Annotated in this window: 21 protein-coding genes; 16 read left to right on the top strand and 5 right to left on the bottom strand. The window is 53.7% G+C overall.

The annotated features are described in order from the left end of the window. Nucleotides 1-244: 244 nt before the first annotated feature. The 10 genes from ftsH to lysS all read left to right on the top strand — a co-directional run bounded on the left by ftsH (nt 245) and on the right by lysS (nt 9,739). Nucleotides 245-2,758: an ATP-dependent zinc metalloprotease FtsH gene (ftsH, locus tag N7326_RS06160; RefSeq protein ID WP_259078807.1), complete on the top strand. Its 2,514-nt coding sequence runs from the start codon at nt 245-247 to the stop codon at nt 2,756-2,758. After that, entirely contained in the window at nt 2,755-3,324 is a 570-nt protein-coding gene (gene folE, locus N7326_RS06155; protein WP_259078809.1) for a GTP cyclohydrolase I FolE, read from the top strand. Before ftsH ends, folE begins: the two co-directional genes overlap by 4 nt. Further along, the gene (gene folP / locus N7326_RS06150) at nt 3,317-4,129 is read left to right on the top strand and encodes a dihydropteroate synthase (protein ID WP_259078812.1); all 813 of its coding nucleotides are present in this window, start codon (nt 3,317-3,319) and stop codon (nt 4,127-4,129) included. The genes folE and folP overlap by 8 nt, the downstream gene beginning before the upstream one ends. Before the next feature lie 3 nt (nt 4,130-4,132). Further along, on the top strand, nt 4,133-4,498 hold the full coding sequence (gene folB, locus N7326_RS06145) for a dihydroneopterin aldolase (protein ID WP_259078815.1): 366 nt from the start codon (nt 4,133-4,135) through the stop codon (nt 4,496-4,498). Nucleotides 4,499-4,500: 2 nt separating this feature from the next. Continuing rightward, entirely contained in the window at nt 4,501-5,022 is a 522-nt protein-coding gene (folK, locus tag N7326_RS06140; RefSeq protein ID WP_259079001.1) for a 2-amino-4-hydroxy-6-hydroxymethyldihydropteridine diphosphokinase, read from the top strand. Nucleotides 5,023-5,041: 19 nt separating this feature from the next. After that, nucleotides 5,042-5,506, top strand: a complete 465-nt coding sequence (locus N7326_RS06135) for a DUF3180 domain-containing protein (RefSeq protein WP_259078816.1) — start codon at nt 5,042-5,044, stop codon at nt 5,504-5,506. Between the two features lie 70 nt (nt 5,507-5,576). Beyond that, nucleotides 5,577-6,677 (top strand): DUF6779 domain-containing protein, encoded by a 1,101-nt coding sequence (locus tag N7326_RS06130; RefSeq protein ID WP_263088319.1) that lies wholly within the window; start codon nt 5,577-5,579, stop codon nt 6,675-6,677. Further along, a complete protein-coding gene (locus tag N7326_RS06125) occupies nt 6,670-7,257 on the top strand; it encodes a hypothetical protein (protein WP_263088318.1) in 588 nt (195 codons plus the stop codon). The genes N7326_RS06130 and N7326_RS06125 overlap by 8 nt, the downstream gene beginning before the upstream one ends. Before the next feature lie 6 nt (nt 7,258-7,263). Continuing rightward, the gene (locus N7326_RS06120) at nt 7,264-8,076 is read left to right on the top strand and encodes a pantoate--beta-alanine ligase (protein WP_259078826.1); all 813 of its coding nucleotides are present in this window, start codon (nt 7,264-7,266) and stop codon (nt 8,074-8,076) included. Nucleotides 8,077-8,173: 97 nt separating this feature from the next. Continuing rightward, nucleotides 8,174-9,739 (top strand): lysine--tRNA ligase, encoded by a 1,566-nt coding sequence (lysS, locus tag N7326_RS06115; RefSeq protein WP_259289489.1) that lies wholly within the window; start codon nt 8,174-8,176, stop codon nt 9,737-9,739. A 133-nt stretch (nt 9,740-9,872) separates the two neighbouring features. Here lysS and N7326_RS06110 read toward each other — a convergent pair whose 3' ends face one another. Next, on the bottom strand, nt 9,873-11,087 hold the full coding sequence (locus tag N7326_RS06110; protein WP_259158411.1) for a NupC/NupG family nucleoside CNT transporter: 1,215 nt from the start codon (nt 11,085-11,087) through the stop codon (nt 9,873-9,875). Nucleotides 11,088-11,375: 288 nt separating this feature from the next. Between N7326_RS06110 and N7326_RS06105 the strand changes: the two genes are divergently transcribed. Then, a complete protein-coding gene (locus N7326_RS06105; protein ID WP_259078839.1) occupies nt 11,376-12,332 on the top strand; it encodes a sugar-binding transcriptional regulator in 957 nt (318 codons plus the stop codon). Between the two features lie 63 nt (nt 12,333-12,395). Here the strand turns inward: N7326_RS06105 and N7326_RS06100 are convergent, their stop codons facing one another. Continuing rightward, nucleotides 12,396-13,610: a NupC/NupG family nucleoside CNT transporter gene (locus N7326_RS06100; protein WP_259078841.1), complete on the bottom strand. Its 1,215-nt coding sequence runs from the start codon at nt 13,608-13,610 to the stop codon at nt 12,396-12,398. 35 nt (nt 13,611-13,645) lie between these two features. After that, nucleotides 13,646-14,098 (bottom strand): cytidine deaminase, encoded by a 453-nt coding sequence (locus N7326_RS06095; RefSeq protein ID WP_396124758.1) that lies wholly within the window; start codon nt 14,096-14,098, stop codon nt 13,646-13,648. Nucleotides 14,099-14,268: 170 nt separating this feature from the next. Here N7326_RS06095 and N7326_RS06090 point away from each other — a divergent pair, with 170 nt between their 5' ends. The 3 genes from N7326_RS06090 (at nt 14,269) to N7326_RS06080 (ending at nt 17,980) form a co-directional block, all read left to right on the top strand. Beyond that, a complete protein-coding gene (locus tag N7326_RS06090; RefSeq protein ID WP_259078859.1) occupies nt 14,269-15,552 on the top strand; it encodes a thymidine phosphorylase in 1,284 nt (427 codons plus the stop codon). A 128-nt stretch (nt 15,553-15,680) separates the two neighbouring features. Beyond that, the gene (gene deoC / locus N7326_RS06085) at nt 15,681-16,334 is read left to right on the top strand and encodes a deoxyribose-phosphate aldolase (RefSeq protein ID WP_259078861.1); all 654 of its coding nucleotides are present in this window, start codon (nt 15,681-15,683) and stop codon (nt 16,332-16,334) included. Nucleotides 16,335-16,336: 2 nt separating this feature from the next. Next, nucleotides 16,337-17,980 carry a phospho-sugar mutase gene (locus N7326_RS06080; RefSeq protein ID WP_259158410.1) on the top strand — a complete coding sequence of 548 codons (1,644 nt, stop codon included), beginning with the start codon at nt 16,337-16,339 and terminating at the stop codon, nt 17,978-17,980. 56 nt (nt 17,981-18,036) lie between these two features. Here the strand turns inward: N7326_RS06080 and N7326_RS06075 are convergent, their stop codons facing one another. Together N7326_RS06075 and N7326_RS06070 are read right to left on the bottom strand one after the other, a co-directional pair. After that, the gene (locus N7326_RS06075; RefSeq protein WP_259078864.1) at nt 18,037-18,237 is read right to left on the bottom strand and encodes a hypothetical protein; all 201 of its coding nucleotides are present in this window, start codon (nt 18,235-18,237) and stop codon (nt 18,037-18,039) included. Beyond that, nucleotides 18,237-19,154, bottom strand: coding sequence for an SPFH domain-containing protein (locus N7326_RS06070; protein WP_396124937.1), 918 nt, complete (start codon nt 19,152-19,154; stop codon nt 18,237-18,239). The genes N7326_RS06075 and N7326_RS06070 overlap by 1 nt, the downstream gene beginning before the upstream one ends. Nucleotides 19,155-19,425: 271 nt before the next feature. Between N7326_RS06070 and N7326_RS06065 the strand changes: the two genes are divergently transcribed. Both N7326_RS06065 and N7326_RS06060 read left to right on the top strand, forming a co-directional pair. Beyond that, on the top strand, nt 19,426-22,131 hold the full coding sequence (locus N7326_RS06065; protein WP_263088317.1) for an ATP-dependent Clp protease ATP-binding subunit: 2,706 nt from the start codon (nt 19,426-19,428) through the stop codon (nt 22,129-22,131). 433 nt (nt 22,132-22,564) lie between these two features. Beyond that, nucleotides 22,565-23,944 (top strand): 6-pyruvoyl tetrahydrobiopterin synthase, encoded by a 1,380-nt coding sequence (locus N7326_RS06060; RefSeq protein ID WP_263088316.1) that lies wholly within the window; start codon nt 22,565-22,567, stop codon nt 23,942-23,944.

The following is a 23,944-nucleotide window of genomic DNA, read 5'->3' as shown; positions in this document are numbered from 1 at the left end:
CGATCTCACTTCCAGCTAACTCAAGTGCTTGTGAGTACTCGCGGGTGCCTGTGAAGTGTCTGGAACTATTAGGCTACTTTTTAACGTTATACCTATTGATAGACGGGCATCTGCTATCTCCCAGACGATAGCGAGCAAGAATTTTTTCTAAGGACCGCACACCACAAGAAAGGGATCGGTTTTTCACCACTTCCCATCAGCTCACAGCACCTGGCTCATGGCTGAGTGATCAACCGATGCATCTATGAACACCAAGAAATTCCTCCGCTTTGGATCTCTCGCCGCAGTGGCATTGATCATGCTGTATCTTCTGACCCTATTTGGCTCCAGTACCCAAGGTTTCCAAAAAGTGGAGACCTCAGTGGCATTGGCACAGCTTACTGAGAAGAATGTCAAAGAGGTCACTATCGATGATCGCGAACAGCGCCTACGCCTCGAGTTAGTTGAGCCCATTGAATATGAGGGCAAAAAAGACGTTACCAAGATCCTGACGCAGTACCCTGCGCGTACCAGCCCCGAGATCTTTAAGGCGGTGGATCAAAGTGGTGCTGAGAAATTCACCACCAATGTCACTCAAGACAGCATTCTCCTGCAAATGTTGGGCTATATCCTACCGATGGTGATCGTCTTCGGCCTCATCATCTGGATGATGGGCCGGATGCAAGGCGGCGGGGGCTTATTTGGGATCGGCAACTCTAAGGCCAAAGAGCTCACTAAGGATATGCCAACCAATACCTTCGATGATGTGGCAGGCGCCGAAGAAGCCGTGGATGAACTGCAAGAAATCAAGGATTTTCTGCAAGACCCCTCGATCTACGAGCAAGTGGGCGCAAAGATTCCGCGCGGAGTCTTGCTCTACGGCCCACCGGGCACTGGTAAAACCCTCTTAGCGCGCGCTGTCGCTGGCGAAGCTGGCGTACCCTTCTACTCCATCTCAGGCTCCGATTTTGTTGAGATGTTCGTGGGTGTTGGTGCCTCAAGGGTACGGGACCTGTTCAAACAAGCACGGGAAAATTCCCCCTGTATTATCTTTGTCGATGAGATTGACGCCGTAGGCCGCCAGCGTGGTTCTGGCATGGGAGGGGGCCACGATGAACGAGAACAAACACTCAACCAACTGCTCGTAGAAATGGATGGTTTCGGGGACCGCGAAGGTGTCATTATTATGGCGGCAACCAACCGACCCGATATCTTAGATCCCGCTCTTTTACGCCCCGGCCGCTTTGATAGGCAGATTCCGGTGACTAATCCGGATCTCAAGGGTCGCGAACAGATCCTTGCCGTTCACGCCAAAGGAAAACCTTTTGCAGATGACGCCGATGTCAAAGCCTTGGCTCGTCGAACCGCTGGAATGTCAGGCGCTGATCTCGCCAATGTCTTAAACGAAGCAGCCCTTTTGACCGCTCGTGTGGGCGGCAATGTGATCACTGCAGATGCGCTGGAAGAAGCGACCGACCGCGTCATAGGGGGGCCTCGCCGCTCCTCGAAGATTATTTCCGAGAAGGAAAAGAAGGTGACTGCCTACCACGAGGGTGGACATACGCTCGCCGCGTGGGCGCTCAAGAATATCGAGCGCGTCTATAAGGTGACAATTTTGGCCCGCGGCAAGACCGGGGGACATGCAATGACAGCCCAAGAAGATGACAAGGGCATGTACAACCGTGATGAACTTTATGCCCGTCTGGTCTTTGCTATGGGCGGTCGTGCAGCCGAAGAATTAGTTTTTGGGGAACCCACGACGGGTGCATCCGCTGATATAGAGATGGCTACCAAAATCGCTAAATCGATGTTGGTGGAATACGGTATGAGTCCGAAACTGGGACTAGTGAAATACGGAGACGAACAAGGCGACCCCTTCTCCGGCCGCCCTGGCCAAGGATCCCTTGAATATTCACCGGCAACAGCAGCGCTGATCGATGAAGAGATGAAATATCTTATGGATAAGGCTCACGCTGAAGCCTATGGAATTCTGCGTGAGTACCGAGACTACTTGGACAAGCTCGCGGAGAAATTGCTCGAAAAGGAAACACTCAGGCGCCCCGATCTTGAGGCTCTTTTCAGCGGCATCACTCCGCGCGATGTGGGGGAGGTCTTCCCCGGTGAAGACGATCGCTTCCCCCGTCAGCTAGGCCGTGAACCCGTTAAAACACCCACCGAGATAGCTCTCGAGCGCGGGGAAGAACCTCCGAAACCCTTCCGTATCGTGGATGCCTCAAAAAAGGCTCGGGCCGAGCGCGCCGCAAAGAGAAAAGCCGAAGGTTTTAACCCGGAGAGAAATTCCGTCCCCGTGCGTCCCTGGGATAAAGCACCCCATAGCGATAACAACCTAGCTCAGGATGAGAATCATCTGCCACGACGTTATGGGGGGACGCCTCCACCAGCTGATTGGGTCATCCCAGGCGATATTGCCCATAATCCTTATGCTGCAGCCGCTGCACCGGATCGAGAGAACCAGCCTGCCCAAAATGGTGAATCGGTAAGCGGTCAACTGACAGCGGACGACAACGAGATTGGACGCCACCCTGGTTTGGATCATTACGGCCTAGAAGAGGCAAAGAAGACCGAAGTAGAGATTGGTTTTAGGTTGCCGGAACGAGAACGCCCCGAGAATTCATGGGACGATAATGAGGCCCACGATGAAACTCCAGACGAGGAATACCCGGTTTCTCGGGCCACTGAAATTGCGCAACCAAGCACCTCGGGACGACATTATAAAGAGCCGGATACCACCCGTGATGAAGGTGAACCACTCCCATGAGTTCATTCGACCGTATACGCGCGGAGAAGGCGGTGAGAGAATTACTTATTGCGGTCGGGGAAGACCCTGATCGCGAAGGACTTAAAGAAACACCTGCACGAGTGGCGCGCGCCTATGAGGAGATTTTTCAGGGGCTGTATGAGGATCCCACAGTAGTTTTAGAAAAATCCTTCAGCGAGGACCATCGGGAAATTGTCTTAGTCAAAGATATCCCTATCTACTCCACCTGTGAACATCACCTCGTTCCCTTCTTTGGACGGGCCCATATAGGGTATATTCCAGGGGAGTCAGGCAAAGTGACTGGCCTATCGAAGCTGGCCCGATTAGTGGATCTTTACGCCAAGCGCCCGCAAGTTCAAGAACGTCTCACCAGCCAGGTAGCCGATGCCCTGGTGGACAAACTCGGAGCCCAATCGGTCATTGTGGTCTTAGAATGTGAGCATCTCTGTATGTCCATGCGAGGAATTAGAAAACCGGGTGCATCTACTACCACATCGGCTGTGCGGGGTGGATTTAAGAAGAACGCGGCTTCACGAGCTGAGGTGCTGAGTCTTATCCATGGCTAATATTTTCCAGCAATTCCCTACAGCAGTGATGGGCATTCTCAATATCACCCGGGATAGTTTCTCCGACGGCGGTCACTACCTCGATATAGAGTCCGCGCTTGCCCACGCGGAAAATATGCGTGCTCACGGTGCTGATATCGTCGATATCGGAGGCGAGTCCACCAGACCAGGTGCTACGAGAGTGTCTGCCGATGAAGAATATCACCGTGTCATTCCTGTCGTCGAAGAATTAGCGCGCCGTGACTTTACCATCTCGGTTGATACTATGCGCGCAGATATAGCCCAGGCAGCTATCGCTTCAGGTGCACATATGATCAACGACGTCTCTGCAGGCCTCGCCGATTCTCATATGTTTGAGATCGTGGCCGAGGCAGGGGTTCCCATCTGTTTGATGCACTGGAAAACGGAGCGCTTTGGAGATGCCGCTGGCACCGCCCATAGTGATAGCTCGGATATCGCCCTTGAGGTTAGTTCCGCCCTGAGAGAGCGCGTACGTGCAGCACAGGCCGCAGGTATTCGAGCGGACAATATTTGCATTGATCCAGGCCTAGGCTTTGCCAAAACACCGGAGAATAATTGGAGTTTGCTGCACCATATCGGAGAGCTTCAAGCTCTGGGCTATCCGGTTCTCATCGGCGCCTCCCGCAAGCGTTTCCTCGCCGCTTTGGGTACCGATCTGGATCAAGCAACGGCAGCGGTATCAGCACTTGCCGCAGCGCAAGGTGCCTGGGGTTTCCGAGTTCATGCAATCGCCCCTACGGTAGCGGCCATAAAAGTGGCTGCCCAATGGACAGGAGCACAATAGTATATGGCTGATCGTATTGAGATTAAGGGTATGAAGGCCCATGGTTATCATGGAGTCTTAGCCCACGAGCGTGACATTGGGCAGGAATTCAGCATCGATATCGTGTGTTGGTTGGACCTTAAAGCGGCGTCGAAAAGCGATGATGTGGCCGATACCATCAATTACGCTGAGTTAGCACAGCGCGCCCATGAGGTCATCACCTCGAAGAGATTTAACCTGATTGAAAAGGTGGGTGGGTTTCTTGCCGATGATTTTATGGCCACATATCCCCAGTTGTTCGCGGTGGAGATCACGGTGCACAAGCCCAGCGCCCCGGTAGCCTATATCTTCGATGATATTGCTGTTGTCATTCGCCGGAGTCGCCGCTGATGATTCGCGCCGTACTCTCTATCGGATCCAATATGGACGACCGCTATCATCTTATCCACTCAGTGATCGAGGATTTTGCGGCGGAAACAATAGCATCTTCACAGATTTATTCCACCCCACCATGGGGAGTGATCGATCAGGAAGAATTCCTCAACGCCGTCATTATTGTAGAAGTGGAGTCGAGCCCCCGGGAACTCCTCCGCAGGGCTCAACAGCTTGAAAATAATGCCGCGCGAGTCCGCACCAAACGCTGGGGGCCGCGCACTCTCGATGTGGATATAGTGCAGGTTTTCAGTAACGGTGTTGAGCTTGTGCAAGATGATCCCGAACTCATTTTGCCCCACCCTTGGGCCCACGATCGCGCTTTTGTCCTCGTCCCTTGGTTAGAGGCCGATCCGCAAGCCAAGCTAAAGGGGATTCCATTGGCGGTGCTCCTATCACGTCTCGATGCCCGCGATATCGAAGCAGTGGAGGCTATCGATGGTCACAGCACGAGCCTCTCCTCATCGCCTATACATTCCTAGAAAACGGAAGAGTTAATATATGAAACCTACTGCGCTGATCAATCTCATCGCGCTCGCAGGTTTTAGTGCTAGTGCGAGCTATATTGTGGTTTCGCGCTTTTATACCTATTTCCCTCCCATCCCTAGTTCGGTTGCTATTACCCTGGGCGCGTTAGCGTGTCTACTGCTCGGACTTGGACTCATCTCACGCCGGCGTATCGGGCAGAATCAAATTGGATTCGACCGCAGCCAATTAGACCCCACTCGCGCGGCGAGTTTCCTCGTGCTCGCACAATCTTGCGCGTGGGCGGGAGCACTCTTCTTTGGGGTTTACGCAGGATTTGCTGCCTATATTCTTCCCCGGTGGGACCTTCTTGTTGCTGCTAGCTATGATGGTCCACGCGTCATCGCGTGCGTCGTGACCAGTTGTGGTGTCATGCTCGCCGCGTTGTGGTTGGAACGCGGATTGCAGGCTCCGCCGCCAGCCGAAGGGGAGCCTGCCTAGGAGTATTCCAGCCTCGCTAGAACCTGAGGGGCACATTCGAGATCGATAAATATGAGGTAAGTTCGTATATATGAAAGCCGAAGACAAAGATACCCTCAGGCCAGTGGATAAAAATCGGGATCTGAGCCCCGTTTTGCTAGTCATCTTGGTATCACTTGCGGTGATTGCGAGCGTCATCATGCTGGTTACCTCCAGTATTAGCTCACTCAAAGTCGCCATGGTCTTGGCTTTATGGGCCGCCCTCATCGGAGCCTTCCTCGTCTTTCGCTACCAACGCGATATGGGCAGTCAGACGAGGTTATATCGAGCGCAACTGCTCGCCAATGAAAAACGCTATCTAGCGGAGAAGCGACGCTCCGAAGCGGAATTTGAACGCCGTATCAACGAGCGAGTGGATATCCAAGCGGAAAGCGCCTTGGGTGAAATTAATTCTCAGCTGCAGGCCGTTATGAGCCAACTGGAGCAATTAAGTGGCGCTATCTATTCCACAAATACCAATGTGCTACAAGCTGAGGCAGTTCGAGTTAAAGAAATAGAAGAAGCAGCTGAAAAACTGGAATCTAAGCATGAGGATCCCCACTATGAACCCTCATACCGCCCCAGCTTCGATCCCACCTCATTTTCTCGAACTCCGTGGGATCATACTGAGGAATTCGAGGCAGTCCAGCCCTTCGATGAGCAACCTCATAAAGAACCTGAGACAGTCCAGAGCCCTGAGCCCGTTCGCGATCAAGAGAACCACGAAGAATCAGCAGCGAGCGCCCCAGCGGAACCGATCACGAGGTCATTTCGATCCACACCACCGATCAAAGAGAGTTCCAGTGAAGCTGATGAAGTTGCCATTACTTTCAGCCACGAGACTTTAACGCAGCCAACCAATAAGCATGGAGCGAGTGCGCCTGAATCTCGGCCCACCGATTATCCGTGGCTGATCCGGGAGGACACCGAGGCACCGATTGACTACGCACGGCATATGCGAGCCCAGGTGGATCACCCGGCGAGCACGTCCGGTCGAACAGGCGGACGCCGCCGGAAACCAGAGTCCACCCCGAATACGGAACGCTCTCCCGAAATCGCGCCACACCATTCAGGTGGCCGGCGCCGCAGAGAAGCCATCGACGGTGGTATCAGTGTCGAGGAATTACTCAAAAAGGCACGCGAACGTGAATAGGAGCCCTCGACTTAGCTTCTACCTGTGGGGAACATCGCCCTTGCGCGACATTCTGGAGAACCACCAGCACACCAGAACGAGCGATCCACGGCTCGCAGAACTACATCTTGTGGGCTGCCCTGATCACGAGGTAGCACATATTTCCAAGCGCTATCCAGGTATCTTTTCTGATCGGACTATTGTTTTCAGCCACAGCTATACCAGTGATTACCGGCAATTCCCCGGTATTTCACTAGGAGTACTCCCTCTTGCTCGAGGCTTCGCTCTGTCATCGACGAGTCAGGTGGGGATTACCATTGCGGAGCTCCTCTTTACTGAACTCAACCAAAATTACACCTTCATCAAACCTGCAGAATGGGAGAAAACTCGAGCGCTCATTGCTCACCGAGCACTCATATCAGCCCTCGATCCAGCGCCTGAGGCCCTTGCTTTTCAGCAATGGCCTTTAGTTAAACGCTGCGTAACCCTGCAAGAAGGACCGGGCGAAGAGAATAGTCTTCTGCACTTTCTGGCTCGACATTTCCCCCACAACCAACAGTTGTATCGGCAGGCAGTGGAAGCACTATCAACGGAAGGATAACCGGGCGTGACACCACAGAGATTTCAACCCCGCACCGCTCATGAGATTGTGCTTAGCCAAGCAGCCGCCTTCTCCAAAGTATTTAAAACGCAAGGTAAACCTGTGGTGGCAGTTTTCCTGCGGAGCCCACTGCACGCCGGGCATATCGCACTCATGCGGGCAGCACGCCGCATCCCTGGTGCTGTAGTCGTGGTAGTGAGCCTTCACCCGATCGACCGTGCGGTTGTGGAAGCCGAGCATATTGATCTCTATATTCCGTATAGCAAAGAGCAACTATGGTCACGCCCGCCCACGCTCGGCCTTAACATCCCCGACCATAAGATGCAGTCTCCGCAGCTACTTGCAACCGATCTGCTGGAAATCCTGGCCCTGCTTGGTGCCGTGGCGCCGACAGATCTCATCGTGGGGGAAAAGAACTATGAACTCTTAGCTCACCTCGCCGAAGCGATCCGAGTGTTCCATTCTCCCGTAAAAATTCACCGAATACCCACGGTACGCAATGCGCAGGGGCTTGCTATAAGCGGTCGAAATGATGCGCTCCTGGCTCGTGAGCGAGACCAAGCTCTAGCCCTGTCGGCTGCGGTTACTGCGGGACTTCATGCAGCAGAGATGGGGAGTGCTCAAGTACTGGCAGTCGTCTCGGACGTGCTTCAGGCGGCTGGAGTGGATGTGATATATAAAAAACTCACTGCGCTTGACCTATCACCTGCGGTAGAGAAAAAACCGGCCAGGCTTTTTATCGCCGCGCGTTTTGCCCACACGCACTTAATAGATGGAGCGGAGATTCCCTTGGGCATCGGCATTAAAAATCTCGACTAGGTAATTTTGACACGGGGCGTTGTGAGCTCCCTATTGGGCAGTGGCTAAGGGTAATGGGGCTTAGATTTTTCGTGGGGTCTGGGCTATTGTTTGTGCTGTGACGAACGCAAAGAAAGCCCCCGTACAAGACGTCCCTGAGCAACTACGCATCCGCCGTGAGAAGCGCGCTAGGCTCATCGAATCTGGTCGCGATCCCTATCCTGTAGAAGTTGATCGCACCCACTCGATTACAGAGATCAAAAAGAAGTACCAAAGTATTGATCCCGATACGGAGAAGATTCCAGGGCGCATCTACCTGGAAGCTGGCGAAGAAACGTCCGACGAGGTAGCTATCGCCGGGCGCGTCATGTTTATTCGCAATACCGGCAAGCTGTGTTTCGCTGCGCTCCAAGAGGGCAATGGCGCGCATATCCAAGCGATGCTCTCACTGGCTGAAGTAGGCGAAGAGGCGCTCGCAGCGTGGAAAACAGAGGTTGACCTCGGTGATATTGTCTCCATTCGCGGTCGAATAGTCTCGTCCAAACGCGGTGAACTATCCATTATGGTGCAACGTTTCTCCATGGCATCAAAGTCTTTGCGTCCTCTGCCCGTGGCTTTTGCGGATATGAGTGAAGATTCTCGAGTGCGTCATCGCTATACCGATTTGATTATGCGGGAAAAAGCGCGTGAAAATGCGATGACGCGCATCAAGGTGATGCGAGCACTGCGGAATTATCTCGAATCGCAAGAGTTTGTAGAAGTAGAAACTCCCATGCTGCAAACCCTGCACGGCGGTGCGGCAGCGCGCCCATTCGAGACCCACTCCAATGCCCTCGATATTGATCTCTATCTGCGCATCGCGCCTGAGCTTTATCTCAAGCGCTGTGTGGTGGGCGGAATTGAGCGCGTCTTTGAGGTTAACCGCAATTTCCGCAACGAGGGCGTGGATTCTTCGCACTCCCCAGAATTTGCCATGCTCGAAACATATCAGGCGTGGGGTACCTATGACGATGGCGCCACAATGATCCGGGAACTCATCCAATATGTCGCCCAGGATGTATTCGGATCCACGACCGTGACGCTAGCCGACGGATCCACCTATGATTTCGGAGGCGAGTGGAAGGAGATTGAAATGTATCCTTCCCTTAATGAGGCGCTGCGCCGTAAATTCCCAGGCACCCAGGAAGTCACTACCAAATCCAGCGTGGAGGAACTGAAAGAGGTAGCAGCAGTGATCGGCCTGGACGTCCCTTCGAATGCTGGTTGGGGGCATGGCAAATTGGTTGAGGAGATATGGGAAGTTCTGTGCGAAGATCAGCTCGACGGGCCGATCTTCGTGCGCAATTTCCCGGTGGAAACCTCACCCTTGACCAGGCAACATCGCGAACAAGAGGGTGTCACTGAAAAATGGGATCTCTATGTCCGCGGCTTCGAATTAGCCACCGGCTATTCTGAGCTCATTGATCCCGTGATTCAACGGGAACGCTTCGAGGATCAAGCACGTCTCGCCGCTGGCGGCGATGAGGAGGCTATGGTTCTCGATGAAGATTTCCTTGCCGCCATGGAGCAGGGTATGCCCCCAACCGCCGGGTGTGGCATGGGTATTGATCGCTTGCTCATGGCTTTGACCGGTTTAGGTATTAGGGAAACTGTGCTATTCCCGATGGTCAAGCCCGAGCACTAAGATTAGGTGCAATATCGGCCGGGTGGGTGAGAGAGAAGACCTCTTTCACCCACTTTTTTCGCAGTAATCACCCATGTGACGAACCCATTCCCTACTCGGCGGCAGGTAGGGGGGAAATGCGCTTTCACCGAATCTAAAAAACGATAACGCCCACGATGGCAGCGTTGAGCATATTGGTACAAAAACCAGCAAAGAGGGCTTTGAGTCCTAGCGACGCCACCTCCGCGCGCCGCTCGGGGGCGAGCGCCCCAAAGGCACCAATTTGAATGGCAATAGATCCGAGGTTGGCAAAACCCGCGAGTGCAAAAGATGAGATAAGTATGGACTTTTCACTCAAGGTATCCACGTATTCGGAAAAAGCTGTATACCCCACAAATTCATTGAGGATCGTCTTCTGGCCGATGAAATTACCTACCAATGAGGCTTCGTCCCACGGTACCCCAATAGCCCACGCCAAAGGAGCAAAGATGAGGCCAAAAAGGCCTTCCAGCGACCAGTTCTCCTGACCAAATACGGAGCCAACTCCGCCCAATACTGCCGAAAGCATAGTAATGGTGGCGATAAAAGCGATAAGTAAACATCCAATGGTCACAGCGATCCGTCCACCGGAAAGCGCCCCGGCACCGATAGCGTCAATGAGATTCTCGGAGTGCTCATCACGCATGGTGCGAATATTGGCGTTTGCGCGAGATTCTTCGGTTTCCGGCATTAGGGCTTTTGCTACGATCAACGACCCAGGGGCGTTCATCACCGACGCGGCAAGGAGGTAGGGAAGTGGGGCGCCCAGAAGGGAGTAACCTACGAGGGTGGAGCCTGCGACGGAGGCGAAGCCACCGCTCATGCAGGCGAATAGTTCACTGCGGGTTAATTGGGGAATCCACGGGCGTATCACCAAAGGGGCCTCGGCCATACCGAGGAAAATGACAGTGGAAGCCCACACAGATTCTACCTTGGACGTGCCTAGAATTTTGTTGAGCGCCGAGCCGACTATCTCCACAAACCACTGCAGGACTCGTAAATAATAAAGGGCGCCGATAATAGCACCGAGGAAGATAACAACGGGGAGAACGTTGAGGGCAAAGACAAAGCCATTCTTTTCTCCAAACAGACCTCCGAATACAAAAGAGGTCCCAGCATTGCTAAAGCCAATAAGTTTTTCTAGACCCTCAGATACTTTCTTGAGCACTAAAAATCCTGGTTCCCATTTGAGCACGAGCAGCGCGAAGCTAATCTGCAAGGCGAAACCTACTCCGAGGGTGCGCCAGTTTATACTGCGTTTGGCATTAGAAAGGCAGAGCAGTATCACCATGATGGCGATAATTCCTATGAGGCCTTGCAGACGATCCATGGTCAATATTCTCCTAATACGATGCGGGAAGTCTGCGCGGGTACCCGGGTAGATGAGTGTAGAGGTATAGGTGTGCAGAGGTATGTGGGTGCAGAGGTTTATGGGTGCAGAGGTGCAATGAACGCTAATCGCTTTCGCAGCTAAAAGCAAAAGTTCTAAGATAGACGTTTTCCCAGCTCGAATGGTATAAATGCGAGCTGCGCAGATGAGATTTTCTTATTATTTTCTTGATTACTCGCTTCCCTCCCCAGCTCAGAAAAAGCGCCCATCTTTGCTACCCTGTTCTATATGCTGCTGCGAGATGAACAATCATTGCAGGCCGCCAAACTGTACTATCAAAAGGGCCTGAGTCAGGCCGAAGTCGCGGCCGAAATCGGGGTGTCACGGCCGACCGTCGCTAAGCTCTTGGCCTATGCCAGACAGCGTGGCTTCGTGGTTATAGAAATTAGAGATCCCCGTGACAAGGGAAGTTTCCTAGCGGAAAAGCTGGTAGAAATTTTTAGTCCCTACGGCCTGGAAGAAGCGCGCATTGTGCAAGCGGCCCGGCAGACCCCGGAGGAGATCTTAAAAGAGCTTGGACGAGTGGGCGCCTTGGTTCTCGAAGAACAGGTGCAGGACGGTCATATGGTGGGCGTGAGTTGGGGAAATACCATGTATGCCGTTGCCAAAGCGCTACGGCATAATCCCCATACTGGTGTAGAGATTGTGCAACTCAAAGGTGGACTGAGCTATACCAAGCGTTCTACCAACGATATTGAGACTATTAACAGATTCTGCCGTGCCTTCGATGCTTATGCGCGCACGCTCCCCTTGCCAGTGATTTTTGACAACGTTGAGGTTAAACGCACGGTGGAGAGCGATCGGCATATCTCCCATATTCTGGATATGGGCCGCCACACCGATGTGGTTATATTTACCGTTGGCTCCACCAGCGGGGATTCTCTTCCACTGACCTTAGGCTATTTGAGTGATACCGAAAAGCAGCTGATTTCAACGCGCGCGGTCGGTGATGCTTGTTCCCGTTTTTTCGACGAATATGGGCAGGTAGCGGTACCAAGTGTGGATGAACGCACCGTAGGGATCTCACTTGAGGATCTCGCTTCACGCCCGGTTCGCATTTTGGTAGCAGGAGGAGCGTCGAAGCTCAGAGCTATCAATACGGCGCTTGTCATGGGTCTGGCTTCGCATCTAGTCATTGATGGGGCGACCGCTCTCGCCCTTATTGCGCTGTGGGAGGACGCATAAAAATTACCCCCTGAATGCCACTGATTCGGGGGTAATTCTTATAGTGCTTACTTAAAAGTTAACTTAGAAAACAATAATGCCCACGACTGCAGCGTTGAGCATATTTGTGCAGAAACCGGCAAGGAGCGCCTTGAGCCCCATGGATGCCACTTCTGAGCGACGCTCTGGGGCGAGTGCGCCAAAGGCACCAATCTGGATCGCGATGGATGAGAGATTAGCAAAGCCTGCGAGAGCGAATGATGAGATGAGGATGGACTTCTCACTGAGGGTATCGACGTGCTCGGAGAACGCGGTATAGCCCACGAATTCATTGAGAATAGTCTTTTGGCCAATGAAATTACCCACGAGGGAAGCTTCTTCCCACGGAACGCCAATAGCCCACGCTAAAGGTGAGAATATGACGCCGAAGAGTCCTTCAAGCGACCAATTGTCCTGGCCAAAAATGGAACCGATACCTCCCAAGACTGCGGAGAGCATAGCAATGGTGGCAATAAAGGCAATGAGAAGGCAAGCAACGGTTACCGCGATACGACCGCCAGAGAGCGCGCCCGCACCAATGGCATCGATGACGTTTTTGGAGTGCTCGTCGCGCATATTGCGGACATTTGCATTAGCTTTGGGCACTTCGGTTTCTGGTACCAGCGCTTTGGCTACCATCAGGGAAGCTGGGGCATTCATGACTGAAGCTGCGAGTAGATAGGGCAGTGGCGCGCCTAGGAGGGAGTAGCCCACGAGGGTGGAGCCCGCGACGGACGCGAAGCCGCCGCTCATACAAGCGAATAATTCACTGCGTGTCAATTGCGGTATCCACGGGCGAATGACCAGGGGAGCCTCCGATTGGCCCAAGAAGATGACGGTAGAGGCCCATACGGACTCTACCTTGGAGGTGCCCATGATCTTATTGAGAGCAGTACCGACGATTTCGACGAACCACTGCAAGATGCGCAGGTAATACAAGGCGCCGATGAGGGCACCAAGGAAGATAATAACGGGAAGAACATTTAGGGCGAAGATGAATCCGTTATCTTCACCGAAGAGCCCGCCAAAGACAAAGGAGGTCCCGTGGTTGGTGAAGTCGATGAGTTTTTCTACCGCTCCAGATACTGCCTTGAGAGCGTGGAAGCCTGGTTCCCATTTGAGCACCAGGAGTGCGAAGCCGATTTGTAGGGCGAAACCCACGCCGAGGGTACGCCAGTTGATCTGCCGCTTGGCATTAGACAAGCTGAAGATGACCGCAAAGATTGCGATCACACCGATGAGTCCTTGCAGACGTTCCATCAGTTGGACCTCCTATGAAGGGTATGGGGAGATATTTAAGTATCGAGGTGTTCAGGGCCGAAAGAGTGGGGGAGGAGTTCTGTGAAGCTCAAGCTGTGCACCTCGCCTGTAGGGCCTTCGACGAAGACTTCTTGGCAGCCAAATTCACGCAGTACTTGGCGGCAGGATCCACACGGCCAGCAAGGGCTGGCCTTCAGACCCACGATGGCGACGCTGTGGATCTGTCGGGGGCTGTCGGGTTTGGTGGTAGCAATCATTGTTGTTGCGGCATTGCGCTCGGCGCAGAGGGTGAGACCGTAGCTAGCATTTTCAACATTGCATCCGGTAAATACTGTGCCGTCGGTGGTGAGTATGGCGGCGCCCACTTCGAAATTGCTATACGGGGCGTAGGCGTGATGGGCAGCCTCTTTAGCTGCGGCAATGAGCTCTTGAGGGCTCATGGTCATAATGTGGGCCTTCTTTCTGTAATTAAGGCAAGGGGGAGACACTGTGAGCGGTGGAACAAATGAAAAATCAACCCTTGACAATTGTTCTGGGCATGATAATAATCAGAGTCATAACTGAAAGCAAGAGATTAAAATAACGCTCCACGCATTTTGTGTTCCGCTTCACAATCAGGGTGGGATAGCTCAGTGCAGCAAAGGAAAGGAAGCAAGGCATGGCTGAACAATTCGATGTCGTCGATATCATCCGCACCAAACGGGACGGTGGAGAGCTCAGCACCGATCAAATCAACTGGGTCATCGACGCCTATACCCGCGGCGCAGTTGGCGATGAGCAAATGGCAGCATTGAATATGGCGATCTTTATTCGCGATATGGGCCGCCGAGAGATCGTGGACTGGACCCAAGCAATGATCAACTCCGGTGAGCGCATGAATTTCGATTCTCTCAGCAAGCCCACCACTGACAAGCACTCCACTGGCGGAGTCGGCGATAAGGTCACCCTCCCTCTCGGGCCGCTCGTATCCTCCTACGGGGTTGCTGTCCCACAGCTGTCCGGACGCGGACTTGGCCACACCGGTGGAACCCTCGATAAGCTCGAAGCAATCCCCGGTTGGCAGGCAGATGTGCCGAACGACCGCATGATGGCTATCTTGGAAGATTCCGGAGCCGTCGTTGCCGCAGCTGGTGCCGGACTTGCCCCAGCGGATAAGAAGATCTACGCACTGCGCGATATCACTGCCACCGTGGACTGCATTCCGCTAATCGCCTCGTCCATTATGAGTAAAAAGATCGCCGAAGGAACCGCCTCCCTCGTTCTCGATGTGAAGGTAGGCTCCGGCGCCTTTATGAAAGATCTTGATAAAGCCCGCCAGCTGGCAGAAACCATGGTGCAGTTAGGCAAGGATGCGGGAGTCAATACCCGCGCCCTCCTAACCGATATGAATATTCCGCTGGGAAGGAAAATCGGTAATGGTCTCGAAGTGGAAGAGAGCATCGAGGTTCTAGCCGGCGGTGGCCCTCAAGATCTCATCGAGATCACCTGCGAGCTCGCACGCCATATGCTCGATATGGCGGGTATCCCTGATGCCGACGTCGAGGAGGCCCTCAAGGATGGCCGCGCCATGGATTCGTGGCGCAAGATGATCCGCGCCCAGGGCGGCGACCCTGATGCACAGCTCGCCCGCGCTCCTCATACCCATGAAGTTTTCGCCGAACAAGACGGCTACCTCACCAAGCTTGATGCCTTGGCACTCGGCGTTGGTAGCTGGCGCCTGGGTGCTGGCCGAGCCCGAAAGGACGAACCCGTACAACTGACCGCTGGCATCGAGATTCACGCCGACTACGGTCAAGAAATCAAGAAGGGGCAAAAACTTTTGACCCTGCATACCGAAACCCCGGATCGTTTCGAGCGTGCTCTTGACTCGATCCTGCCAGGTATCGAAATCGGTGCCACTAAGCCAGCTGAACGCCGCATCATCTTGGATAAGGTTTTCTAAACGATCGGCCAATAATCGATAGCGCCCGCGTCGAGCGCACTGGTGGATAGTGGGGCCAGCACCTTACTATCCACCAATTCGGCGCCATAACCTCGTAACTAGAACACCCAATATTGACAAGGAGAATCATGACTCTTTCCCGCCAAGAACTCGCGCACTATATCGACCACACCATCCTCAAGCCCGAAGCCACCCGCGCCCAGGTTGAGGAACTCGTGCACGAAGCTAGTGAACTCGGCACCTTCTCAGTGTGCGTCTCTCCTTCCCAGCTTCCGCTGGAGACCCCTGAGCACGTCAAGGTAGCCACTGTGGTGGGCTTCCCGTCCGGTAATCACCACCCAGAGGTCAAGGCTTTTGAGGCCAAACTCGCCGTCTCTCACGGTGCAGATGAGGTAGATATGGTCATCAATATTTCCGATGCCGTAGAAAACCACTTTGAAAAAGTCGAACACGATATTCGTACCGTGCGCGAAGCTATTCCCGATGCCCTCCTTAAGGTCATCATCGAATCGGCCGCGCTCAGCGACGAGCAAATCGTGGCCTGCTGTGAGGCAGCCGAAAAGGCTGGTGCTGATTATGTCAAAACCTCCACGGGCTTCCACCCATCAGGCGGAGCCTCCACTCATGCGGTTTCCTTGATGGCGAAAACCGTGGGTGATCGCCTCGGCGTGAAGGCCTCCGGCGGCATCCGCGACACCGAAACTGCATTAGCCATGATTGACGCTGGTGCCACCCGACTAGGCTGCTCCGCCTCTAAGGCTATTGTCGAGGGTCTTGAATAATCATGAGCACCCTCAACGAGAAGGTCACGCAGTGGATCGCTCATGATCCCGACCCCGCAACCCAGAAGGAATTACAAGCCCTCCTCGACGCTGGTGACCATGAAGCCTTAGCGGAGCGCTTTCAAGGACCTTTGAGTTTTGGTACCGCGGGTCTTCGTGGCGCGGTAGCGGCGGGTGAATCCCGCATGAATGTCGCAACTGTATCTCGCGCTACCTACGGTGTTGGTAAATATCTCGTGGACCTCATCGATAGCCCTAAAGTGGTTGTGGGCTGCGACGCTCGCCACGGTTCCGCTGACTTTTATCAAGCAACCTGCGAGATCTTGAGTGCTCTTGGTATTGAGGTGCTGGCTCTCCCACAGCAACTCCCTACCCCGATTACCGCCTTCAGCGTGCGTTATTTCGATTGCGATGCAGGCATTATGGTCACTGCTTCGCATAATCCACCTCAAGATAATGGCTACAAGGTCTACCTCGGCGGTCGCGTGGTCCACGGTGAAGCGGAACAGGGCGTACAGCTCATCTCCCCAGCAGATGCAGAAATTTCCGCTCAGATCGATGCGGCTCCCTTCGCCGATGAGATAGCCCGCAACCGCGAACGTATCCGCGATATTGCTGCCGAAGAAGTCTTGGAACCGTATTTTGCTAGAGCCCTGGAGCTCCCTCAGGCACCAGCGACGACGTGTGATATTCCCATGGTCTTCACCGCCATGCATGGCGTGGGTGGAGCAACGTTAGGTGAAGCTCTCAAGCGCGCCGGGTTTAGCCATGCTTTCCCTTGCCCCGAGCAGCAGGAACCAGATCCTGATTTCCCAACCGTCGCTTTCCCTAACCCAGAGGAAGCGGGCGCACTTGATCTGTCCTACCAAGAAGCAGATCGTCGTGGAGCCGAGCTGATCTTGGCTCTCGATCCCGACGCGGATCGGTGCTCAGTGGCTATCAAACACAAGGGCACCTGGCGTCAGCTCTCAGGCGACGAGGTCGGTGCTCTTCTAGGTGAGGATATTGCCCGTGCCCACCACGGCGATGATGATGCCACTCTGGCCTGCAGTATCGTTTCTTCTCAACTTTTGGGTGAGATCGCTCGTGGTCATGGACTGAAATTTGCCAATACTCTCACGGGATTCAAGTGGATTGGGCGCACCCCCAACCTCATCTTTGGATACGAAGAAGCATTAGGGTATTGCTCGGATCCGCAAGCGGTGCGTGACAAAGACGGTATCACTGCCTGCCTGCGGGTAGCCGATCTTAATAAGCGCTTGGTCGCGGAAGGTAAGAATATCCAAGATCTTCTCGACGAGATTGCACAGGCATACGGCCTGTATAAGACCAGTCCTCTAACGTTCCGCGTGGCAGATACCAGCTTGATCCAACAAGGTCTGCACAATTTGGAGACCACGGCGCCGAAAACTCTAGGTGGCGCCGAGGTGACAGAATTTAGTAACCTTTCGGATGGCTTCCGTGGGCTACCAGGTACCCCGGGTTTCTGGATTGCCACCAGCGCCAAGGACCGCATTGTGGTGCGCCCGAGCGGTACCGAACCGAAGCTGAAATGCTACCTCGAAGTAGTATCGGATTCTCATAAGAATGCAGATGAGCGCCTCGACGCTCTCAAGATAGAGCTCAAAGAAATTCTTGGCTTTTAGCTCAACGCCACTCGGAGCCGCCTATTCCATTACGTGGAAAAGGCGGCTCCCTTTATTTATCCTTCGGTCTTTTTAGGTCGACCCGGTCTCGGGATATCACCAATATCGCGAGGCAGGCGCCCTCGGTTCTTAAGTGCCTCCCGCAAAAGAATCTCGATTTGAGCGTTGACGCTGATAAAACTATCGTCAGCTAATTGCTTAACAGCGCGGTGAATAGCGGGATCGAGTCTGAGGGGGAGGGCTTTACGCGGTGCCACTAGCTATATAGACTACCGGCGTTAACCACAGGTTGAGTCGAGGTATCCGAGCACAGCACCACTAAGAGGTTGGATACCATCGCGGCGCGACGCTCAGGATCTAGGTCGACAATATTGCGGCGTTCGATTTGTTCCAGCGCTGAGTCAACCATCGAGACCGCACCCTCCACGATAGTTTCGCGGGCATCGACAATGGCAGAGGCTTGCTGCCGCCTCAGCATTGCTTGAGCGATCTCTGGGGAATAGGAGAGTGAAGAAATTCGCGCCTCGATAATATCAATACCGGCAACGACGGCACGTGCCGCAACTTCTCGAGCTAATTCCTCACTGACGAGATCGGTACTGCCGCTTAGTGATGGAATATGGTCAACATCTTGGGAATCATAGGGGTGTGTGGTGGCGACGTGGCGCAATGCTGATTCAGCCTGGGATTGGATAAAGTCTTCCACCTCCTCTACGGCGAAGTGTGCTTTCGCGGTATCGGTGATCTGCCAGACGACAATAGCACCGATCGTAATCGGGTTGCTGTTGAGATCGTTGACCTTGGTCGTCGCAGTCTCGAAATTACGAACCCTGACGCTGATTTTCCTGGACATATGCAAGGGGTAAATCAGGTGTAAGCCATCAGCGCGAAGAGTGCCCTTGTAGGAACCAAAAAACTGCACAATGAGCGTTTGTCCAGGAGAAATGATGCGAATATGAAGAAGAATGAAACCTAGCACTACTACGAAAAACCCTACGAGGCCGTCCGCCCAGACGTCGGGGATAACAAAGGCGGTTAGGGCCGCGAGGATTACGAGGATGAAGGAGGTGAGCATAATTGCTACTGCTGTGGCACCCCGGAAGGACTGAGCTGGTACTTCATTGATGGATATATTGGTATTGCTTGCGGTTGGGACTTGGAGCGGGGCGTCCATAGAGCTCTCCTAGGCGTTGAGGGGATAAAAAGTGATATCACTTTTTTACGCTAGCACTGCTCCGCCGCCAATAGAAGCCACTGGGGAAATGGGTCTGAAAAGGGCGATTGTCTAGGTGTTCGCTACAGGCGTACAGCTCTAAAAACTACCCGTGGACTGGAAAAACACCGCCTTGATGACTGTTGGATCGAACGTTGATCGCCGAGAGTGTTTTTTCCTGCGATAACATAAGGGCTATTAGCTGTAGAGACAAAAGGAGATCACTTATACCATGTTCGAGCGTTTTACCGACCGAGCTAGGCGCGTTATCGTGCTGGCTCAAGAAGAGGCACGCACTCTTAACCACAACTATATTGGTACCGAACACATTCTCTTAGGTCTTATCCACGAAGGTGAAGGTGTTGCCGCCAAAGCCCTTGAGTCTATGGGCATCTCACTCAAGGCCGTGCGCCAAGAGGTGGAAGATATTATCGGCAAAGGTTCCGAGGCTCCCGTTGGTCATATTCCCTTTACGCCTCGAGCTAAGAAAGTTCTCGAACTCTCCCTTCGTGAGGGACTGCAGATGGGGCACAAATATATCGGCACCGAATTTCTACTCCTTGGGCTCATTCGCGAAGGCGATGGGGTAGCAGCTCAAGTATTAGTGAAACTCGGCGCTGATCTACCTCGGGTGCGTCAACAGGTTATTCAGTTACTTTCCGGCTACGAGGGGGAGAATAAGGATAATCCCGAGGGGCCAGAGGCAGTGGGTGCCGGCAGTACCGTAGGCAATTCCAGCCCGCGCGGGGGCCGCGGCGGCCAGGACCGCTCCAATTCCCTAGTTTTAGATCAGTTCGGCCGAAACCTTACCCAGGCAGCGCGTGAAGGTAAGCTGGATCCCGTTGTGGGCCGTGAGCAAGAGATTGAACGCATTATGCAGGTGCTCTCGCGTCGTACGAAGAATAATCCAGTGCTCATCGGTGAACCAGGCGTCGGCAAAACTGCTGTTGTCGAGGGATTAGCTTTAGATATTGTCAATGGCAAGGTTCCCGAGACCCTCAAGGATAAGCAGGTTTACTCCCTCGACTTAGGCTCGCTGGTCGCAGGTTCTCGTTATCGTGGTGATTTCGAGGAGCGCCTGAAGAAGGTGCTCAAGGAAATCAACCAGCGCGGCGATATTATCCTCTTCATTGATGAGATTCACACTCTTGTTGGTGCTGGTGCTGCTGAAGGTGCCATCGATGCTGCATCCCTGCTCAAGCCGAAGCTGGCACGTGGTGAACTACAAACTATAGGTGCAACTACACTTGATGAGTACCGCAAGCATATTGAAAAAGATGCTGCGCTCGAGCGCCGTTTCCAGCCTGTCAATGTTCCTGAGCCATCGGTGGAAGATACCATCGAGATCTTGAAGGGTCTGCGCGACCGCTACGAGGCTCACCACCGAGTCTCTATCACGGATACAGCTTTGGCCGCCGCAGCGAATTTGAGCTCACGGTATATCAATGATCGCTTCTTGCCCGATAAAGCTGTCGATCTTATCGACGAAGCGGGTGCCCGGATGCGCATCAAGAGAATGACTGCGCCGGAATCCCTGCGCGAAGTTGATGAGCGCATTGCTGAAGTGCGCAAACAAAAAGAAGCCGCCATTGATGCCCAAGATTTCGAGAAAGCTGCGGGTCTGCGCGATCAAGAGCGCACACTCGGTGAAGAACGCGATGAGAAGGAAAAGCAATGGCGTAACGGTGATCTCGAGGATATTGCCGAGGTAGGCGAAGAGCAGATTGCTGAGGTGCTTGCTAATTGGACAGGCATCCCCGTATTCAAGCTCACCGAGGAAGAATCCTCTCGCCTGCTTCATATGGAAGACGAGCTGCACAAGCGCATTATCGGCCAAAACGATGCCGTCAAGGCGGTAGCGCGTGCCATTAGGCGCACACGAGCCGGCCTTAAGGATCCGCGTCGCCCCTCCGGTTCCTTCATCTTTGCCGGCCCATCAGGTGTGGGTAAAACGGAGCTATCAAAAGCACTCGCGAATTTCCTCTTTGGGGAAGATGACGCGCTGATCCAGATCGATATGGGTGAATTCCACGATCGCTTTACAGCCTCCCGTCTCTTCGGTGCCCCTCCAGGATATGTGGGCTATGAAGAAGGCGGCCAATTAACCGAGAAGGTTCGCCGCAAACCATTCTCCGTGGTACTTTTTGACGAGATCGAAAAGGCGCACAAGGAAATTTACAATACCCTGCTGCAGGTGCTCGAAGATGGCCGGCTGACCGATGGTCAAGGGCGAGTGGTGGATTTCAAGAATACTGTTTTGATTTTCACGTCGAACCTAGGCACGAGAGATATTTCTAAGGCAGTCGGTATCGGCTTTAGCTCTTCTGACGATAACGGCGTCGAGGGCCAGTACGAGCGGATGAAGAATAAGGTCCACGACGAGCTTAAGAAGCACTTCAGGCCCGAATTCCTCAACCGCATCGACGATATTGTAGTCTTCCACCAGCTCACCCAAAGCGAGATTGTGGAGATGGTGGATCTGCTCATCGCTCGCGTGGAGAAGGCACTTGCTGCCAAGGATATGGGTATTGAGCTATCTACAAAGGCTAAGAATCTTCTGGCCAAACGCGGCTTCGATCCAGTGCTAGGTGCTCGTCCTTTGCGCCGCACCATTCAGCGGGAGATCGAAGATGCCTTGAGCGAGAAGATCCTCTTCGGTGAAATAGGTGCCGGTGAGATTGTGACCGTGGATGTTGACGGCTGGGATGGTGAATCTAAGAATATTGCGGATGCAACTTTCACCTTTAGCCCCCGCCCAAAGCCACTGCCTGACTTGCCTGGGCTCAGCCCCGCGGAACAAGCCCAAGAAAAAGTTATTGAGGCTAGTGAAGCTCCTACCCCGGAGGAGGAATCTGAAAGCGCTACCGCTGATGGAGAGCGAGGCCGACATTTTTTGACAGCAGAAGATTCCCCCGAGGATGAGGATCGCGAGTCTTAAGATAAGTCCACTGTTTTAGTGTTGAAAAACCGCCCCCGCGTAAAGGTGTGGGGGCGGTTTTTGGCTGTGGCTATAAAGAGATTTTGGCGGGTTAATTGTGAAATTAATCACCATACCGCCCATTAGTCAGCGGACGAACGGGCTGTGGTGGCCCAATATGGGGGGAGGGCTGGCGTAGCAAGGCGGCGGGTTATTGCTCCGCAGAACTAAGAGATAGCTCTCCATACCCCCGAGGGGGTGCGGAGAGCTTTTTATGTGAAAATGCTAAGCGATCTTAAGTATTTTTTGAATATTTTGGAGCCGATTTGAGGCCGGCCTGGGGTGCGGCGGGCACGAATCGGTAGACGTTGATATGACACCTATAATTGCTGAGGTTCAACTTAGGCAGCTTCGAATAGTTTCGAAGATTACTGAAAGATATCTCCCTTAGACAATGAATACGCAATTACATTACAACGCGCAACCCAACCCATTTCTGGGGCCATTGGGAACCGCCACTATGCATGGCGACGCCCAGGCCTCGGACTGCACCCCATTGCCCGGGCCGGGCGCAGGACCTTGGGATATACAAGCCCTCAACTTGGGTGGAGCCTGCCCCACAGTCTTGGTAGGCCACGATGATTTCATTCAGGTCCTCACCACCCAGCGCTTTGGCAGCGACCTCACGTTTCTGCAACCAAAGATCTCCCTCCTCCACCCCAATGGATCTCTTCTCAGCTCGCTGGAAATTCCTAAGGGCGCCTTGCTTGGGGCTGTATACGCCTATATCGACCACCGCAATCGCATGGTGGTCACCGACGGTACCGGAACACTAATTCGCGTCGCACACGATGCATCTGGGTCTGCTCTTTATGTTGATCAGCGTGCTGATCTATCAAGTTTTCTCTCTCAGCAGCCTGGAGACCAGATCGTGGGATTGACCCCCGATTGGTCAGGTCGTGTCTGGCTGGCCTCGCGTAACGGCCGGGTGGCCGTCATGGATGAAAATCTCCGCGAGGTGCGCGGCATCACCCTCAACCACTTCGATCCCACCGGGGAGCGAGTAGATAACTCCATTTCCTCGGCCCCCGAGGGTGTCTCGGTCATCACCAACCGCGGGATGTATCTGCTTGATTGGCGCAGCGGTCGGCCGGAGGTCGTTTGGTCTGTGGGCTACGATTACGGCTCACACCGTAAACCCGGAAAATTGGCGTACGGCTCCGGGGCTTCGCCCACGTTCTTTGGGCCAAATGGCAGCGACTACCTCATGCTCACCGATAACGGGGATATCCAGGAGTCCGTCGTAGTCTACGAGACAGCAACTGCCAAGGAGCTGGGGCGAGCGGGGCTTTTCATGCCATTTAAGTCTGGCAGCGAGAATTCCATGATCGGCATCGGTCATACGATTATTGCCGCCTGCACCTATGGTTATCCCTATCCTCGCTATCCAGAGGGGGCCGGCCCCTCCATGCCAGCTCACGATCTCTTCTCCCCTGGATTTGAGCGCTGGGATCTAGGCGCTCGCGGTCTCAAGCAGGTGTGGAGGCGAGAAGATATCTATTCCTCCGCCGTCCCGCGATACTCAGCCGCAGATGGGTTGATTTATACCTGCGAACGCCCTCGAGGACCTGCCGGTCTTGCTAATGGGATTACCGTCAACGCCGTTGCCATCGATATTGAGACCGGCCAAACCGTATATTCTCAACGCCTACCAGGGCTAGTCACTCTTTTGGGTACTGACACCCTTCAGATGGTGGGCACCATCGACTCCTATGGAACCTGGTGGCAGGGCACCATTGGTGGCATTTTCCGAATCTCTCGAAAGGGGCAGTAG

Origin of the sequence: Corynebacterium sp. ES2794-CONJ1, assembly GCF_025660615.1 — a bacterium.
Lineage (GTDB): Bacteria > Actinomycetota > Actinomycetes > Mycobacteriales > Mycobacteriaceae > Corynebacterium.
Note: the sequence above shows the minus strand (reverse complement) of the source record. Positions and strands in the feature narration are given on the sequence as shown.